The organism is Pseudomonas sp. GW456-L13, from assembly GCF_017350115.1.
Lineage (GTDB): Bacteria > Pseudomonadota > Gammaproteobacteria > Pseudomonadales > Pseudomonadaceae > Aquipseudomonas > Aquipseudomonas jessenii.
Window position 1 is genome coordinate 1,099,534 of record NZ_JACNAS010000001.1, and the last position, 15,467, is coordinate 1,115,000.

Consider the following 15,467-nt stretch of genomic DNA (forward strand, 5'->3'; position numbering starts at 1 on the left):
CTGACTTTACCCAAGACTTCCCGCGGTGAGCGAGAAATTAACAACGATTAACTCGTAAGCCAGAGCCTTCGGGTCCAAGAATGAAGCCTACCGACACGGACATTCGCCATGGCTCACGTTCAGCAAAATGTCGCCCCCGCGTCATTCACGCCGGTGCCAAAGAAAAACACCGGCGGCCTCAGCCCGCAGCGCGAAAAGCTGGTTAAACAACTGATCCTCGAACGGCTGGGCGACAGCCTGGAAGTTACTGAACTGGCGCAGGCTTGCGCCCTGTCGCGCAGTCACTTCTCCCGCGCGTTCAAGTGCAGCACCGGCCTCTCGCCACAGGACTGGATTCGCCAGCAGCGCATTGCCCTGGCCAAGCAATTGATCCAGTACACCAACCTCAGCCTCACGCAGATCAGCCTCGAATGCGGCTTCTGCGATCAGGCGCACTTCTGCCACATCTTCACCCGCAGCGAAGGCATCAATCCGTTTGCCTGGCGCTGTCAGGCGGTGCATGGCCTTAAAAGCAAAAGATCGCAGCCTTCGCCAGCGCCTACGGGTATGCACGTGTAGGCGCTGGCGAAACCTGCGATCCCTTGATCCGGCTTTTTAACCTTTCAAGAACGCCAACAGGTCAGCGTTGAGCTGGTCCTTATGGGTGTCCGTCAAACCGTGAGGGGCGCCCGGGTAAATCTTCAAGGTCGAGCCCTTTACCAGTTTGGCGCAGGAGACGCCCGCCGCTTCATACGGCACGACCTGATCCGCGTCGCCATGCACCACCAGCGTCGGCACGTCGAACTTCTGCAAGTCTTCGGTGAAGTCGGTTTCCGAGAACGCCTTGATGCAGTCATAGGCGTTCTTGTGGCCGGCCATCATGCCCTGCATCCAGAACCAGTCGATCATGCCCTGGGACGGTTTCGCGTCAGGCTTGTTGAAGCCGAAGAACGGGCCGCTGGCGAGGTCGATGTACAGCTGCGAACGGTCGGCCAGCGAGGCCTGGCGGATGCCGTCGAACACTTCCAGCGGCAGGCCGCCGGGGTTGGCTTCGGTCTTGAGCATCAGCGGTGGCACCGCGGAAATCAGCCCGGCCTTGGCCACGCGGCCGGTGCCGTGGCGACCGATGTAACGCGCCACCTCGCCACCGCCGGTGGAGAAGCCGAACAGCACGGCGTTTTGCAGGTCGAGCAGCTCGATCAACTGCGCCAGATCGTCGGCGTAATGGTCCATGTCATTGCCCGACCACGGCTGGCTGGAACGCCCATGACCGCGACGGTCGTGGGCGATGACCCGATAGCCCTTGGAGGCCAGGAAGATCATCTGCGATTCCCAGCTGTCGGCGTTCAGTGGCCAGCCGTGACTGAAGACAATCGGCTGACCGGTGCCCCAGTCCTTGTAGTAAATCTCGACGCCATCGCGGGTAGTGAAAGTGCTCATGGGTGATGCCTCCTTAACGAGGGTTGGGGGTGAATCAAACGGGTCAGTGGCGCAGGCGATCGGCCAGACGCGCCACCCGCTCGCCCAGGTGCGCCGCGGTGCAGCGATCCTCGGGCGGAGGGGCATCGTCGGGGGATTGCTCGACATTCGACTGGGCCATGGCGCCCAGTGAGCTGCCCAGGCGATTGAGTTGGCCGTTGAACGCGCCGGTGCTGGAGCGTGCCGGCAGCAGGTCGAGGCCGACCCAGATCATCGAGTGCTGGGCGGCGAACACCGCCATTTGCAGCAAGGTGTTGAGTTTGTCGCCGCACAGGCTGCCGGAGTTGGTGAAGCCCGCCGCGAGTTTGTCGCGCCAGGGCTGGGTCAGGTAGAACGCCGCCGTGGCCTCCATGAACGCCTTGAAGGCCGCCGAGGCGCTGCCCATGTAGGTCGGCGCGCCGAAAATGATGGCGTCGGCGTAGTGCAGCCGCTCCCAGTGCTCGTCTACCTCTTCGACCGGGATCAACTGGCAGGTGCTGCCAAGGTGCCGTTCCACGCCACCGGCCACGGCTTCGGCCATGACCCGGGTGTGCCCGTAGCCACTGTGATAGACCACCACCACGTTGCTCATTGGTTTGTCCTTGAGATGGGTTGAAATCCCTTGTAGGAGCGAGCTTGCTCGCGATGGAGTATCAGTCGACACCCATGTGGCTGACACACCATCGCGAGCAAGCTCGCTCCTACAGGGAAGAGAGTTTTGGGTGCAGACCGGGCGCAGGACGAGTTAAACGTTGTTAATTTTCCCAGGCGCGCAAAAAGCCCCGGCAGACGCTGTCCATCTGTCGCGCCCAACGATCACGGGGCCGACAGCCGCTGGCCGATACGCTAGAGTCAATGCCTGCCCCTTCAGTCACCCAAGCGACGCATTGCGCTCCGTAAAAAACCTGAGGAATATGCTCGAAAACCGCGTACCAGACGGATGCAGCAGGAGCGACTCGTTGACCCTTTCCCCCGAACAGGCTGTGCATTTCGGCCCCTACCGGGTCTACCCCGGACAACGCCTGGTGATGGAGGCCGACCAGCCTTTGCGCCTGGGGCGGCGCGCCATGGACATCCTGTTGATCCTGCTTGAGCACGCCGGCAACGTGGTCAGCAAGCAGCAACTGATCGCCCGGGTCTGGCCCAACAGCGTGGTCGAAGACATCAACCTGCGGGTGCACATGGCCGCGTTGCGCAAGGCGCTCGGCGACGGTCAGGCCGGCCAGCGCTACATCGTCACCGTGGCCCAGCGCGGGTACAGCTTCGTCGCACCGCACTCACTGGAGCAGGCCGAGCAACCGCCAGCGCCCGAGGCTTGCGCACCGAGCCGGCATAACCTGCCGGTGCGCCGCACGCGAATGATCGGCCGGCAGACCCTGGTCGACAATCTGGTGGTGCAACTGCCACGCCAGCGCTTCATCACCCTCGTCGGTCCCGGCGGCATCGGCAAGACCACCGTGGCCTTGCGGGTCGCCGAACAAATGATCGGTCGCTACCGGGACGGCATTCGCCTGCTGGACCTGGCCCCGATCAACTGCCCGCTGATGATCGACGGTCATCTGGCGACGTTGCTCGAACTGGCCCTGCACAACGACGCCCCCCTGAGCGGTATTGCCGACTGTCTGCGCGACAGGCAAATGCTGTTGGTCATCGACAACTGCGAGCACCTGGTCGACGCCATCGCCCATCTCTGCGAAACCATTCTGCGCAGTGCGCCGCACGTGCATATTCTCGCCACCAGCCGCGAGAGCCTGCGGGCCGAAGGCGAATTCGTCCAGCGCCTGGAGTCACTCGATTGCCCGCCGCCCATCGCCGTCCTCGACCGCGCCCAGGCCATGACCTTTTCCGCCCTGCAACTGTTTGTCGAGCGGGCCATGGCCAGCCATGACAGCTTTGAACTGACGGACAATGAACTGCCGCTGTTGATCGACATCTGCCACCGACTGGACGGCATTCCACTGGCCATCGAACTGGCGGCGGCGCAAGTGGGCAACTTCGGATTGCCCGGCTTGTTGACGCAGTTGCAAAGCAACTTCCGGGTGTTGACCCAGCCCTGCCAGACGCCCCTGGCACGCCATCAGACCCTGCGCGCGACACTGGACTGGAGCTTCGAGCTACTCAGCGCCTGCGAAAAGACCTGCTTGCGCCGACTGAGTGTGTTTCGCGGCGGTTTCACCCTGGAGTCGGCAGCGGCGGTGATTGTCGGCGAACACATCGAACCCCGCGAGGTGTTCGGCTCGATCACCCAATTGGTCGCCAAATCCCTGTTGAACGTGGAGGTGGGCGACGAGGATGTTTACTACCGCCTGCTCGATACCACCCGCAGTTATGCCCTGGAAAAACTTGCGCAAACCACCGACCTGCCCGGGACGCGGGAGCGGCATGCCGAGCGTTGCCTGGCAACGATGCAACAGGCGCAGGACGACTGGGAGAAAACGTCCACCGGCTTGTGGCTCGAACGCTATGGCCGGGCCCTGGAGGACATCCGTGCAGCCCTCGATTGGGGTTTGCACGGGCAAGGGCCGCAGGCACTGGCGATACGCCTGGCCGCGACGTCCACGCCGCTGTGGCAGGAGTTGTCACTGCTCAAGGAACACGGCGGTTATGTGCGCAAGGCGCTGGCCTTGCTCGAGCAGTCTGCCGAGCCTTGCCCGCGCTTGCAGATGGCCCTCAAGCTGGCTTTGGGCAGTGCCTGTTATCACGTTAAAGGAGGTAGCAGCGAAACCGTTGGCGCCTTCGTCAGCGCCAGAGCCCTGGCCAGCCAACTCAACGATGTGGCCGGTCAGTTGCGGGCGATTTCCGGGCACCTGGCGGTCAATCTCAGCTGCGGCCAATACCAGATGGCCCTGGAACAGAGTCGGCAATTCGATCACCTGGGGTTGCATGACGACGCCCTGATGTCCCTGAGCATGCATCGATTGCGGGTGCTCGCCCTGCACTTCTCCGGCAACCAGCATCAGGCTGGGGAGCATGCCGAACAAGTGCTGCAACGCATGGCCCACAGCGGTCATCTCAACCGTTTCACCCATGGCTTTGGCGTGCAATACGACCAGAGTGTCGCGGCGCTGACCCTCCACGCGCGCATCCTCTGGCTGCAAGGCCAGCCGGAACAGGCCTGGCGCACTGCCCGCCAGGCGCTGGACATCGCATTGCAGATCAACCACGGCACATCGATCTGCTACACCCTGGCGCTCGCCGGCTGCCTGATCGCCCACTACAACGGCGATACCCGCAGCGCCCGCGAACTCCTGCGCCTGCTGCTGCAACAAGCGCGGAAGCACTCGGTCCTGCTGTTCCATGACTGGGCGCAACACTATGCGCGGGTGATCGGCGGTATCGATGTTCAGCCAATCGGCCGACAAAGCGTCGGTTTGATCAAGGACATCATGGTCACGCTGGATTCAACCTGTGTCGACGATGATTTGCTCGAACGTGCGCAAAGCGGTGTTTCGGACTGGAGCACGGCAGAGATACTGCGGGCCAGGGCCAGGACGTTGCTGGCAACCGATTGCCCGCTCCAGACCGCGACGGCCGAAACCATGCTGCTCAAGGCACTCAACGTGGCAAAGGCCCAGGGTGCCCTGGCCTGGGAACTGCGTAGCGCCACCTCACTGGCGCAGTTGTGGCAGCGTCAGGGCGATCCCCAACGGGCGCATCAATTGCTGGCCCCGATCTACCAGCGCTACACCGAAGGTTTCGCCACGCCAGACTTGATGACCGTTCGCCGGCTACTCGACGAGCTGCAATGCCACCTGCCCGCCTGAAGGCCAGCGTGTTTGACTGACGTAACCGGCATAACGCATTTCAAGGGCGCGCAAATCACCACTGAGTTCGAGTTTTTCCAGCGCATAGGTGCGGGTGGTGTTGAGGAAGCGGTAACGGGCCACTTCCCTCCCCTGTTCCAAGGTCAGTAGCGACTTGAGGGCCAGGCTTTCCATCACCTTGACCAGGTCGGCGGCGGGCAGCCTGTCGCAGCAGATCACGCCAATCGCTGCGTCCCGGGTGAAGGCCATTTTGAACACCGCCAGGCGCTGCAACACGGTTTGCTCCACGGCAGTCAAACGTTCGTAGCTCCAGTCCAGCGCCGCCTTGAGCGTCTGGTGCCGGGGCACGGCCGTGCGGCGGCCCTGGGACAGCAACTGAAAACAGTTATCGAGTTGCGCTTGCAACCCCACCAGCGCCAGCGCATCGATTTGCGCTGCCGCCAATTCAATCGCCAGCGGCAGGCCGTCGAGGCGCCGGCAGATTTCCCGTACAGTCTTGAGATCTTGTTCGCGCAGGGTGAACCCTTGCTGACGAGCCCGGCCACGGCTGACGAATAACTGCACCGCCGAATAGCCCATGACCTCGTCAACACTGCGCAGCGCTGACACCGGCGGCACCGCCAACGGTGGCAGACGCAATACGGTTTCGCCCGCTGCCTGGAGCGGCTCGCGGCTGGTGGCGAGGATCGACAGACGAGGCAGCGAAGCCAGCAGTGTTTCGATCAACGTCTGGCAGCGTTCGAGCAGGTGTTCGCAGTTGTCCAGAACCAACAAGGCATGCCGCTGCGCCAGCGCCTCCAGCGTGGTGCCGACTTCCAGCCAAAGGGTTCGTGTGACGTGGTCGGTCACTTGCGCCGGGTCATCGATCGCCGCCAGGTCCACCAGCCACACGCCGTGCCGATAGTGCTGCAACAACAGTTCGGCCACGCGCAGCGCCACGGTGGTCTTGCCGATCCCGCAAGGCCCGACCAGGGTCATGAATCGGCGCACCGGCAACTGCCGCACCAGGCTGCCGACAACCGCATCGCGCCCGGTGATCGGCGTGAGCCGCGCCGGCAAGTTGTGCAGGGGCTTTTTTACGGTCTCGCTCGGGAACGAGACGGGCTGCGGCGAATGCTGTACCGGGGCGACAAAACTGTAGCCGCGCTGGGGAATGTTGACGATGTAGCACTGGCCGTTCTGGCCGTCGCCCAGGGCTCGGCGCAAGGCGGCAATGTGTACCCGCAGGTTGATCTCTTCGACCACGGAACGCGGCCAGACCTGCGCAATCAACTCTTCCTTGCTGACCACCGAGCCTGCGCGCTCGACCAGCACCTGCAACACGTCAAGGGCGCGGCCGCCCAGGCGCAGCGGTCGATCGCCCTCCAGCACCAGTCGCTGACTGAGGTGGAAAGCGTAGGGCCCGAATTGCAGCACCGCTTCGCTGTTTATATCTCTGAGGCTGTTCATGGGCTGTCACTCGCTGCAAGCCTGGCTTCCAGCCCAGGCTCCGCACCGTCCTTGCAATGAGTTCAGCGGTATCTTGGCAGGCCTCGGTGACGGTACAACTGCCGCGGGGGGAGCGTCACGGCCATTGCGGTGCGCACGACGGACATGCGCGCTAACTGAACTGCTCGCGGTATTGGGTCGGGGTCAGGCCGAGCTTTTCACTGAACAGAAAACGCATGTGCCGCACGCTGCCGAAGCCGCTTTTGAAGGCCACGGTCTTGAGTGGCAACTCGGTGGTTTCCAGCAGGTTCCTGGCGCAATCGATACGCGCGCTTTGCAGAAACTCCATTGGCGTCATGTTCACATCCCGGGCAAACACCCTGGCGAAATGACGCGGGCTCATGTTGGCCAGCCCGGCCATGGACTCGATGCTGTAGGTTTCATCGAGATGTTCAAGCACATGGTTCTGCACCCGGGTAATCGCCGTTTCGTGAGGGGCCACCGCCGCCATCAACGGGCTGAACTGCGCTTGCCCGCCCTGGCGTTTCATCACCACCAGCAACACTTTGGCCACGTCCTGGGCGACTTTTTTGCCATGGTCCCGGGCGACCACCGACAACGCCAGGTCGATCCCGGCGGTGACGCCACCGGAAGTGATCAGGTTGCGGTCCTGAACGAAGATCTGATCGGTCTCGACGGTCGCCTTCGGAAAGCCCTTGATCAGCCGCTCGGTGTAGTGCCAGTGGGTGGTGACGCGATAGCCGTCGAGCAAACCCGCATGCCCCAACACGAACGCCCCGGTGCAGATCGAGCCATAACCGGCGGACCGGCTGACGTTGTGCCTGAGCCAGTCGAGCAATGGCGGATGCTTTTCGTTGTAGGCACCGGGACCACCGGGCACCAGCAGCAAATCAAACCCCTCGCAGGCCTGATCGATGTGCCGGTCGGCGTGCACGCTCACCCCGTTGGACGCCCGCAGTGCGCCGGGCTCGGTGCCGATGGTCGTCAGCACATAGTGATCTTCGGGTTTCAGATAACGATTGGCGATGGAAAACACTTCCATGGGCCCGGCCATGTCGAGCAGGAGAAAGTCGGGAAACAGCACCATTGCCACGGTTTTCATGGATTGGAATTCACTGGGATCAAATAAGGTCGGTTTGTCGAGCGCCAGCCCTTTGTGGGAGCGAGCTTGCTCGCGATGGCAGTATCACATTCGACAGATGAGGTGACTGGAAAATTGCTATCGCGAGCAAGCTCGCTCCCACAGGTTTCGGTACTGTGCATTATGGACAAACACAGGCCAGGCATCGGAAAAGAATAGCTGATTGTCGCCCGCAAACTGTCAACCTGATCGAGACAGTATTTCAATTTTCATCTACTTATTGAACCAGCAGGTAACCATTAACCTTCTCCTCACTCGGACGAATTCACGTCCCCAAAGGAGATTTCATCATGCTGACTCTTCGCAAAGCCTCGGATCGTGGCCTGGCCAATCACGGCTGGTTGAAGTCGTTCCATACCTTTTCCTTCGCCAGCTATCGCAACCCGAAAGAGCAGGGTTTTTCCGACCTGTTGGTGATCAACGACGACCGCGTCGCCGCCGGCAAAGGCTTCGGCCAGCACCCGCACCGCGACATGGAGATTTTCTCCTATGTGCTTGAAGGTGCCCTGGAACACAAGGACACCCTGGGCACAGGTTCCGTGATCCGCCCCGGCGACGTGCAACTGATGAGCGCAGGCAGCGGTGTGGCCCACAGTGAATTCAACCACTCCGGAACCCGGCCGGTGCACTTTCTGCAAATCTGGATCGTGCCCGACGTCAGCGGCGCCAAACCGCGCTATCAGCAAGAGCATTTCAGCCCCCAGAAGAAACGCGGGCGCCTGCAACTGATCATCTCGCCGGACGGCGCCAAGGGTTCGCTGAAGGTGCGTCAGGATGCACGGGTGTATGCCGGCCTGATCGACGGCAAGGAAAGCGCCACCCTGGAGCTCGCCGCCAACCGCTACGCCTATGTGCATGTGGCTCGGGGCAGCGTTGAACTCAACGGTGTGTTGTTGCAGGAAGGCGACGGTGTGCGGGTTCGCGAAGAACAGGTGCTGACCTTGAGCAATGGCGTGGATGCTGAAGTATTGGTCTTTGACCTGCGGCCACAGGAACTGCCGGAAATGCCATGACAGATCCCTGTGGGAGCGGGCTTGCTCGCGAAAGCGCTGTGTCATTCAACAGAGATGTCGACTGGCACTCCGCCTTCGCGAGCAAGCCCGCCCCCACAGGTTGTGTGGCCCCCGGATTTATTCGCAGGTCCCGGCGCCCCCTGCGACAAGGGTAGCGACCTCTGCGCCCTGCTCCCCCTGATAACGGGCCCGATAGCGCCCGGGGCTTTCCCCGGTCCACTTCTTGAACGCCCGATGGAAGGCGCTGGGTTCCTGGAAACCCAGTTGTTCAGCGATATCGCTGATGCTCGCGTCGCTCTGACGCAATTGCTCAAAGGCCACGCCACGGCGGACTTCGTCCTTGATCTCTTGGTAGGAACAGCCTTCACGCTCCAGTTTGCGGCGGAAGGTGCTGGGGCTCAGGTGCTGTTCCAGGGCAAAGGCCTGCAACGTCGGCCACTGACTGTAATGACTGCCGCGCAAGCGCTGATGAACCTGGGATGCCAGGCCATGCTGGTTGCGGAAGCGGATCACCAGCCATTGCGGTGCGGTACGCAGAAACACTTTCAGCGACGCCAGGTCCTGAACCACGGGCAGGCGCAAGTAGTGGCTGGCAAATTCGATTTCGGTGCGCTCGGCACCGAAGGTCAGGTTAGGGCCCCACAGCAGGCGGTCGTCACCCAGCGACAGGCGCGAATGGCGGAAGTCCGCACGGTCAATGGGAATGCGCCGCCCGCCCAGCCAGCACAACAGACTGATCATCAACACCAGGAATGTTTCTTCACCAAACCGGCTGGCATCGTTGTCCGTCGAACGGGTGTCGAGGCTGATGACCGCACGCTTGCCACGCACGGCCAGAGAGCCGCGAAAGTCGCGCAGGAACAAGCCGAAGTTGGCCAGGCATTGACGCATGGCCTTGTGCAGATCGGGCTCCTGAATCAAGGCACGGCAAATCAGGGCGAAACTGCCCGGCGGCATGCCATGGGAATCGAGCCCGAAAAACTCATCGTCGAGCTCGCGGATCTGGATCAGCCACAACGCCGCAAACGCATTGGCCGGCACCCGCGCCGTGGGTTGGTGCATGACCGCCGGATCAATGCCCGCCTGTTCGAGCACGGCCGTCACGCGCTGCGGATCATCGCGCAGCCCATGGATCATTGCCTGCACGAAATAGGCGGCAACCGAGTCCTTTTCCCGCATTGGTTCGCTTCTCTCTCATCACCCGAATGGCAAAAAACATCAGTGCCGTTGAACAGTTTTGGCATAGGACAACCGCCCTGCCGGCTCTAGACTCGCGGCAATAGTACGCCTTCGGCCGCAATCGCGGCCAAGGTATCGCAGGGTTTGATCGAAGGATGGGAAGATGAATCTGCAAAACATCGGGGTGATCGGTGCGGGCACCATGGGCAACGGCATCGCACAAGTCTGCGCCATGGCCGGTTTCAACGTGACCTTGCTCGACATTTCCGAAAGCGCTTTGCAAAAAGCCGTCGCAACGGTCGGCAAAAACCTGGACCGGCAGATCGCCAAGGAAACCCTGACGCCGGAGCAGAAACAGGCCGCTCTCGACAAAATCCGCACCAGCACCGACTACAGCAGCCTGCAAAATGCGCAGCTGGTCATTGAAGCTGCGACGGAAAATCTCGACCTGAAACTGCGTGTGCTGCAACAGATTGCCGCGCAAGTCAGCAGCGAATGCGTCATTGCCTCCAATACCTCGTCGCTGTCGATCACCCAACTCGCCGCCAGTGTCAGCCAGCCTGAGCGCTTCATCGGCCTGCATTTCTTCAACCCGGTGCCGGTGATGGGCCTGATCGAAGTCATCCGTGGCCTGCAAACCAGTGACGCGACCCACCAACTGGCGCTGGACATGGCGACCACCCTCGGCAAAACCGCGATCACTGCCGGTAATCGCCCGGGATTCGTGGTCAACCGGATCCTGGTACCGATGATCAACGAAGCGATCCTGGTGTTCCAGGAAGGCCTGGCCAGCGCCGAAGACATCGACGCCGGCATGCGCCTGGGCTGCAATCAGCCTATCGGCCCGTTGGCCCTGGCGGACCTGATTGGCCTGGACACCCTGTTGTCGATCCTCGAAGCCTTCTATGACGGTTTCAACGACAGCAAATATCGCCCGGCGCCGTTGCTCAAGGAAATGGTCGCCGCCGGTTACCTGGGACGTAAAACGGGGCGCGGCTTCCATGCCTATGCCTGAGCGTTGCTCGCGCTTTGCCGAGTACCGGGACAAGGTCCTGGAGCTGTTTGCCTGCAAGGGGTTCGGCCAGGTCGGCATGCGTGAGCTCGCGACGTGCCTGGGGCTCTCCCCAGGCTCGCTGTATCACCATTACCCCAGCAAACAGCATCTGCTGCTCGACCTGATCGAGGAGTTCTACGAGGAGCTGCTGGCCACCCTGGGACGTATCCAGCAAAAGGCCCCAGGCAAGCGCGACAAACTCAACAGTCTGATCCGCGCCCATCTGAATCTGCATCGGGAGATGCCCTGGCATTTCCGCCTGGTGGAGCGCGACAGCGGTTGCCTGAACGAAGAGCAACAGGATCGGGTCCGGCAATTGCGCGAGCAATACGAACGCACGTTGCTGAGAATGCTGGGCGCCAAGTCCCGCTTCAGCGAGCAAGGCCTGCTGGCCGCCGGGCATGCCATTGGCGCCCTGCTCAACAGTGCTCCCAGCTGGCTGACACCCCATGTGCTGGACGAGCAGGAACGTGAGGAGCTGCTCGAGAGCATGGTCAGCGGCGCCATCGAACGTGTGCTTGCGCCACGGCGTGTGCCGGAGGCAATAAGCCTGGCGCGTCCTATTGAAAAAACATCTAAAGAAACACAAGCTTCGACGAAGATTTAGCGCTTTGCTTGTCGGCTCGACACAATCGGAATTCGCCGAAAAAACCGGCGTCCAAACCGATGTATGTACTCGAGCACCTGGAGCCGACCATGAAAATCAATCCCTACCTTATCTTCAACGGCGACTGCAAAGCGGCCTTCACGTTCTACGCGCAGTGCCTGCAAGGCCAGATCGAAGCCATGATGACCTTCGGCGAAACGCCTGCCGGTGAGCATGTCCCCACGGATCTGCACAACCTGATCATCCATACCCGCCTGATCGTGGGCGATCAGGCGATCATGGGGTCGGACACCACTCCGGATCGGCCCGTCCAGGGCATGAGTGGTTGCTCGATCTCACTCAACGTCGACAGCATTGCCGAGGCCGAACGGGTCTTCAATGCGCTGGCGGACGGTGGCTCTGTGCAAATGCCACTGGAAACCACGTTCTGGGCAGCACGCTTCGGCATGCTGGTCGACCGTTTTGGTGTGTCGTGGATGGTCAATTGCGAAAAGGATCAGTGAAAGGCCTTGGTCGATCGAGAGTATTGAAGGCACAAAAAAGCCCGACCTGAAAAGGTTGGGCTTTCTGGCAACTCCCGGCCTGTCTGCTACCGTCAACTAGCCATACGGATAGCAGCGAACCTGAGGAGGATACCCACTATGCCGGCCCACGACGCGTCCTGGCCCACCCGTTGCAAGCTCTTGCTACTGGCCGGTGGAATGATCGCCAGCCTGCTGACCCTCAATGGTTGCGCCACTGTCGATGCCCAGACCACCGCCTATGTCGGTGTAGAACATCCGGCACCGACATCGCCGGACCAGGTTGTCGTGCTGCGCTCGGAGCCTCTGCGCCCACATATGCGCCTGGGTGAGGTGTTGATCGATGCCAGCATCGACCCTGCCCCGCCGATTACCGAAGTCGAACAGAAGCTGCGGGAAGAGTCCGCCAAACTCGGTGGCGACGCCGTGGTGGTCGTCTATGACCACATTCAGGCGGTGGGTGCCTATGCCAGCGGGCCGCTGTGGGCACGCGATGTGAGGACCATCGAGGGACGCAAGCTCAAAGGTATCGTGATCAAGTACCAGTAGATATCTCCCCCTGGAGGACAGCGTCAACGGAGGTTGAATTTGAATGACGTGGTGATCGCTCTCATCGTTTTCGCCTGTCTGTCCGCCAGCGCACTGATGGGCTCGTACGTGAGGGAGCGATTACCGAGCCATCATCTGAGCGATGACTCCGTGGCAGTAGTGAAGCTGGCCACCGGCCTCATCGCAACGATGTCGGCGCTGGTCCTCGGCCTGCTCGTTTCCTCTGCCAAAGGCACCTTCGATACGGCCAATGCCGAACTGGAGGGCGCGGCGGCGAAAGTGGTTCAATTCGACCGCTTGCTGGCTCGCTACGGCCCCGACACCCAGGGCATCCGCACCGAGCTCAAGCACAACTACGCCGAAGTCACCCAGGTGCTCGCGACCCGCGATCACCGTCAGATTGAAAAACTCGATAGCCCAGAAGTGATCCGTCGCTCCGAAGGCCTGCAACGCCAGGTCGAGTCACTGACGCCCGGCAACGATGATCAGCGCGCGCTCAAGGCCAAGGCATTGCAAGACATGGACACCGTGTTTGCCGCCCGCTGGCTGACCCTGCTGCAGGCCAATCAATCGATTCCACCGGTGATGCTGGTGATCCTGGTGACGTGGCTGGGGATTATCTTCGGTTCGTTCGGCCTGTTTGCACCCTGCAACGGCACCATTGTCGCCGTATTGCTGATGTGTGCCCTGTCGACGGGGGCAACCATCTTGCTGGTAGAGGAACTCAATCGACCGCTTGATGGTTTTATCTGTGTGTCGCTGGATCCCCTGGAGCACACGCTGGAGCGGTTGGGGCAGTAATTTCATTTCCCGCGGACAAAAACAAAACCCCTACCTGCATACGCAGATAGGGGTTTCGGAATTTAATCTTGACGATGACCTACTCTCACATGGGGAAACCCCACACTACCATCGGCGATGCATCGTTTCACTGCTGAGTTCGGGATGGGATCAGGTGGTTCCAACGCTCTATGGTCGTCAAGAAATTCGGGTACTGAGTCGTGACCGGTCGGCCTCGCTTCAGCAAATTGGGTATGTGACAGCTTTCGGTGTTTTGTGAGCGTCGAACTTTCGGTTCTTTCGTCTTCACACACCGCAATCTGATGCTCTTTCGAGTAGTCAAATTGCTTGGGTGTTATATGGTCAAGCCTCACGGGCAATTAGTATTGGTTAGCTCAACGCCTCACAGCGCTTACACACCCAACCTATCAACGTCGTAGTCTTCGACGGCCCTTCAGGGGACTCAAGGTCCCAGTGAGATCTCATCTTGAGGCAAGTTTCCCGCTTAGATGCTTTCAGCGGTTATCTTTTCCGAACATAGCTACCCGGCAATGCCACTGGCGTGACAACCGGAACACCAGAGGTTCGTCCACTCCGGTCCTCTCGTACTAGGAGCAGCCCCTCTCAAATCTCAAACGTCCACGGCAGATAGGGACCGAACTGTCTCACGACGTTCTAAACCCAGCTCGCGTACCACTTTAAATGGCGAACAGCCATACCCTTGGGACCGGCTTCAGCCCCAGGATGTGATGAGCCGACATCGAGGTGCCAAACACCGCCGTCGATATGAACTCTTGGGCGGTATCAGCCTGTTATCCCCGGAGTACCTTTTATCCGTTGAGCGATGGCCCTTCCATACAGAACCACCGGATCACTAAGACCTACTTTCGTACCTGCTCGACGTGTCTGTCTCGCAGTCAAGCGCGCTTTTGCCTTTATACTCTACGACCGATTTCCGACCGGTCTGAGCGCACCTTCGTACTCCTCCGTTACTCTTTAGGAGGAGACCGCCCCAGTCAAACTACCCACCATACACTGTCCTCGATCCGGATAACGGACCTGAGTTAGAACCTCAAAGTTGCCAGGGTGGTATTTCAAGGATGGCTCCACGCGAACTGGCGTCCACGCTTCAAAGCCTCCCACCTATCCTACACAAGCAAATTCAAAGTCCAGTGCAAAGCTATAGTAAAGGTTCACGGGGTCTTTCCGTCTAGCCGCGGATACACTGCATCTTCACAGCGATTTCAATTTCACTGAGTCTCGGGTGGAGACAGCGCCGCCATCGTTACGCCATTCGTGCAGGTCGGAACTTACCCGACAAGGAATTTCGCTACCTTAGGACCGTTATAGTTACGGCCGCCGTTTACCGGGGCTTCGATCAAGAGCTTCGCGTTAGCTAACCCCATCAATTAACCTTCCGGCACCGGGCAGGCGTCACACCCTATACGTCCACTTTCGTGTTTGCAGAGTGCTGTGTTTTTAATAAACAGTCGCAGCGGCCTGGTATCTTCGACCGGCGTGGGCTTACGGAGCAAGTCCTTCACCCTCACCGGCGCACCTTCTCCCGAAGTTACGGTGCCATTTTGCCTAGTTCCTTCACCCGAGTTCTCTCAAGCGCCTTGGTATTCTCTACCCAACCACCTGTGTCGGTTTGGGGTACGGTTCCTGGTTACCTGAAGCTTAGAAGCTTTTCTTGGAAGCATGGCATCAACCACTTCGTGTTCCAAAGGAACACTCGTCATCAGCTCTCGGCCTTAAGATCCCGGATTTACCTAAGATCTCAGCCTACCACCTTAAACTTGGACAACCAACGCCAAGCTGGCCTAGCCTTCTCCGTCCCTCCATCGCAATAACCAGAAGTACAGGAATATTAACCTGTTTTCCATCGACTACGCTTTTCAGCCTCGCCTTAGGGACCGACTAACCCTGCGTCGATTAACGTTGCGCAGGAAACCTTGGTCTTTCGGCGTGGG

Annotated in this window: 13 protein-coding genes and 2 rRNA genes (1 of these 15 running past the window's edge); 8 read left to right on the forward strand and 7 right to left on the reverse strand. The window is 60.3% G+C overall.

Features of this window, described 5'->3' with window-relative positions:
- The first annotated feature begins 108 nt into the window (after window positions 1-108).
- Window positions 109-558 (forward strand): helix-turn-helix domain-containing protein, encoded by a 450-nt coding sequence (locus J4D25_RS04910; RefSeq protein WP_057715511.1) that lies wholly within the window; start codon window positions 109-111, stop codon window positions 556-558.
- 36 nt (window positions 559-594) lie between these two features.
- Here J4D25_RS04910 and J4D25_RS04915 read toward each other — a convergent pair whose 3' ends face one another.
- Both J4D25_RS04915 and J4D25_RS04920 read right to left on the reverse strand, forming a co-directional pair.
- A complete protein-coding gene (locus tag J4D25_RS04915) occupies window positions 595-1,419 on the reverse strand; it encodes an alpha/beta fold hydrolase (RefSeq protein WP_057715512.1) in 825 nt (274 codons plus the stop codon).
- Window positions 1,420-1,462: 43 nt separating this feature from the next.
- The gene (locus J4D25_RS04920) at window positions 1,463-2,029 is read right to left on the reverse strand and encodes a flavodoxin family protein (protein ID WP_057715513.1); all 567 of its coding nucleotides are present in this window, start codon (window positions 2,027-2,029) and stop codon (window positions 1,463-1,465) included.
- Window positions 2,030-2,396: 367 nt separating this feature from the next.
- On the opposite strand from J4D25_RS04920, the gene J4D25_RS04925 reads away from it, so the two are divergent.
- The gene (locus J4D25_RS04925; RefSeq protein WP_057715514.1) at window positions 2,397-5,201 is read left to right on the forward strand and encodes a winged helix-turn-helix domain-containing protein; all 2,805 of its coding nucleotides are present in this window, start codon (window positions 2,397-2,399) and stop codon (window positions 5,199-5,201) included.
- Here the strand turns inward: J4D25_RS04925 and J4D25_RS04930 are convergent.
- On the reverse strand, window positions 5,166-6,650 hold the full coding sequence (locus J4D25_RS04930; RefSeq protein ID WP_057715515.1) for a winged helix-turn-helix domain-containing protein: 1,485 nt from the start codon (window positions 6,648-6,650) through the stop codon (window positions 5,166-5,168). The genes J4D25_RS04925 and J4D25_RS04930 overlap by 36 nt on opposite strands.
- 151 nt (window positions 6,651-6,801) lie before the next feature.
- Complete coding sequence (locus tag J4D25_RS04935; RefSeq protein WP_057715516.1) at window positions 6,802-7,752, reverse strand: GlxA family transcriptional regulator; 951 nt, start codon at window positions 7,750-7,752, stop codon at window positions 6,802-6,804.
- Window positions 7,753-8,081: 329 nt separating this feature from the next.
- On the opposite strand from J4D25_RS04935, the gene J4D25_RS04940 reads away from it, so the two are divergent.
- Window positions 8,082-8,804: a pirin family protein gene (locus J4D25_RS04940; protein WP_057715517.1), complete on the forward strand. Its 723-nt coding sequence runs from the start codon at window positions 8,082-8,084 to the stop codon at window positions 8,802-8,804.
- A gap of 117 nt (window positions 8,805-8,921) precedes the next feature.
- On the opposite strand, the gene J4D25_RS04945 is transcribed toward J4D25_RS04940, so the two are convergent.
- On the reverse strand, window positions 8,922-9,983 hold the full coding sequence (locus J4D25_RS04945) for an AraC family transcriptional regulator (RefSeq protein ID WP_057715518.1): 1,062 nt from the start codon (window positions 9,981-9,983) through the stop codon (window positions 8,922-8,924).
- A gap of 163 nt (window positions 9,984-10,146) precedes the next feature.
- Between J4D25_RS04945 and J4D25_RS04950 the strand changes: the two genes are divergently transcribed.
- The 5 genes from J4D25_RS04950 (at window position 10,147) to J4D25_RS04970 (ending at window position 13,515) form a co-directional block, all read left to right on the forward strand.
- Window positions 10,147-10,998, forward strand: a complete 852-nt coding sequence (locus J4D25_RS04950; protein WP_057715519.1) for a 3-hydroxybutyryl-CoA dehydrogenase — start codon at window positions 10,147-10,149, stop codon at window positions 10,996-10,998.
- Entirely contained in the window at window positions 10,985-11,644 is a 660-nt protein-coding gene (locus tag J4D25_RS04955; protein ID WP_057715520.1) for a TetR/AcrR family transcriptional regulator, read from the forward strand. The genes J4D25_RS04950 and J4D25_RS04955 overlap by 14 nt, the downstream gene beginning before the upstream one ends.
- Before the next feature lie 89 nt (window positions 11,645-11,733).
- Window positions 11,734-12,147, forward strand: a complete 414-nt coding sequence (locus tag J4D25_RS04960; RefSeq protein ID WP_057715521.1) for a VOC family protein — start codon at window positions 11,734-11,736, stop codon at window positions 12,145-12,147.
- 138 nt (window positions 12,148-12,285) lie between these two features.
- Complete coding sequence (locus J4D25_RS04965) at window positions 12,286-12,714, forward strand: hypothetical protein (protein ID WP_057715522.1); 429 nt, start codon at window positions 12,286-12,288, stop codon at window positions 12,712-12,714.
- 48 nt (window positions 12,715-12,762) lie between these two features.
- Entirely contained in the window at window positions 12,763-13,515 is a 753-nt protein-coding gene (locus tag J4D25_RS04970) for a hypothetical protein (RefSeq protein ID WP_223473825.1), read from the forward strand.
- Window positions 13,516-13,581: 66 nt separating this feature from the next.
- Here J4D25_RS04970 and rrf read toward each other — a convergent pair.
- Window positions 13,582-13,697, reverse strand: a 5S ribosomal RNA gene (rrf, locus tag J4D25_RS04975).
- 156 nt (window positions 13,698-13,853) lie between these two features.
- Window positions 13,854-15,467, reverse strand: a 23S ribosomal RNA gene (locus J4D25_RS04980); it runs 1,278 nt beyond the window's last position.

Bases quoted from the DNA above. Each gene is read 5' to 3' on its own strand.
- J4D25_RS04950 (WP_057715519.1), top strand. From the start codon at position 10,147: ATGAATCTGCAAAACATCGGGGTGATCGGTGCGGGCACCATGGGCAAC.
- J4D25_RS04920 (WP_057715513.1), bottom strand. From the start codon at position 2,029: ATGAGCAACGTGGTGGTGGTCTATCACAGTGGCTACGGGCACACCCGG.
- J4D25_RS04915 (WP_057715512.1), bottom strand. From the start codon at position 1,419: ATGAGCACTTTCACTACCCGCGATGGCGTCGAGATTTACTACAAGGAC.
- J4D25_RS04935 (WP_057715516.1), bottom strand. From the start codon at position 7,752: ATGAAAACCGTGGCAATGGTGCTGTTTCCCGACTTTCTCCTGCTCGAC.
- J4D25_RS04955 (WP_057715520.1), top strand. From the start codon at position 10,985: ATGCCTATGCCTGAGCGTTGCTCGCGCTTTGCCGAGTACCGGGACAAG.
- J4D25_RS04930 (WP_057715515.1), bottom strand. From the start codon at position 6,650: ATGAACAGCCTCAGAGATATAAACAGCGAAGCGGTGCTGCAATTCGGG.
- J4D25_RS04910 (WP_057715511.1), top strand. From the start codon at position 109: ATGGCTCACGTTCAGCAAAATGTCGCCCCCGCGTCATTCACGCCGGTG.
- J4D25_RS04945 (WP_057715518.1), bottom strand. From the start codon at position 9,983: ATGCGGGAAAAGGACTCGGTTGCCGCCTATTTCGTGCAGGCAATGATC.
- J4D25_RS04965 (WP_057715522.1), top strand. From the start codon at position 12,286: ATGCCGGCCCACGACGCGTCCTGGCCCACCCGTTGCAAGCTCTTGCTA.
- J4D25_RS04940 (WP_057715517.1), top strand. From the start codon at position 8,082: ATGCTGACTCTTCGCAAAGCCTCGGATCGTGGCCTGGCCAATCACGGC.
- J4D25_RS04960 (WP_057715521.1), top strand. From the start codon at position 11,734: ATGAAAATCAATCCCTACCTTATCTTCAACGGCGACTGCAAAGCGGCC.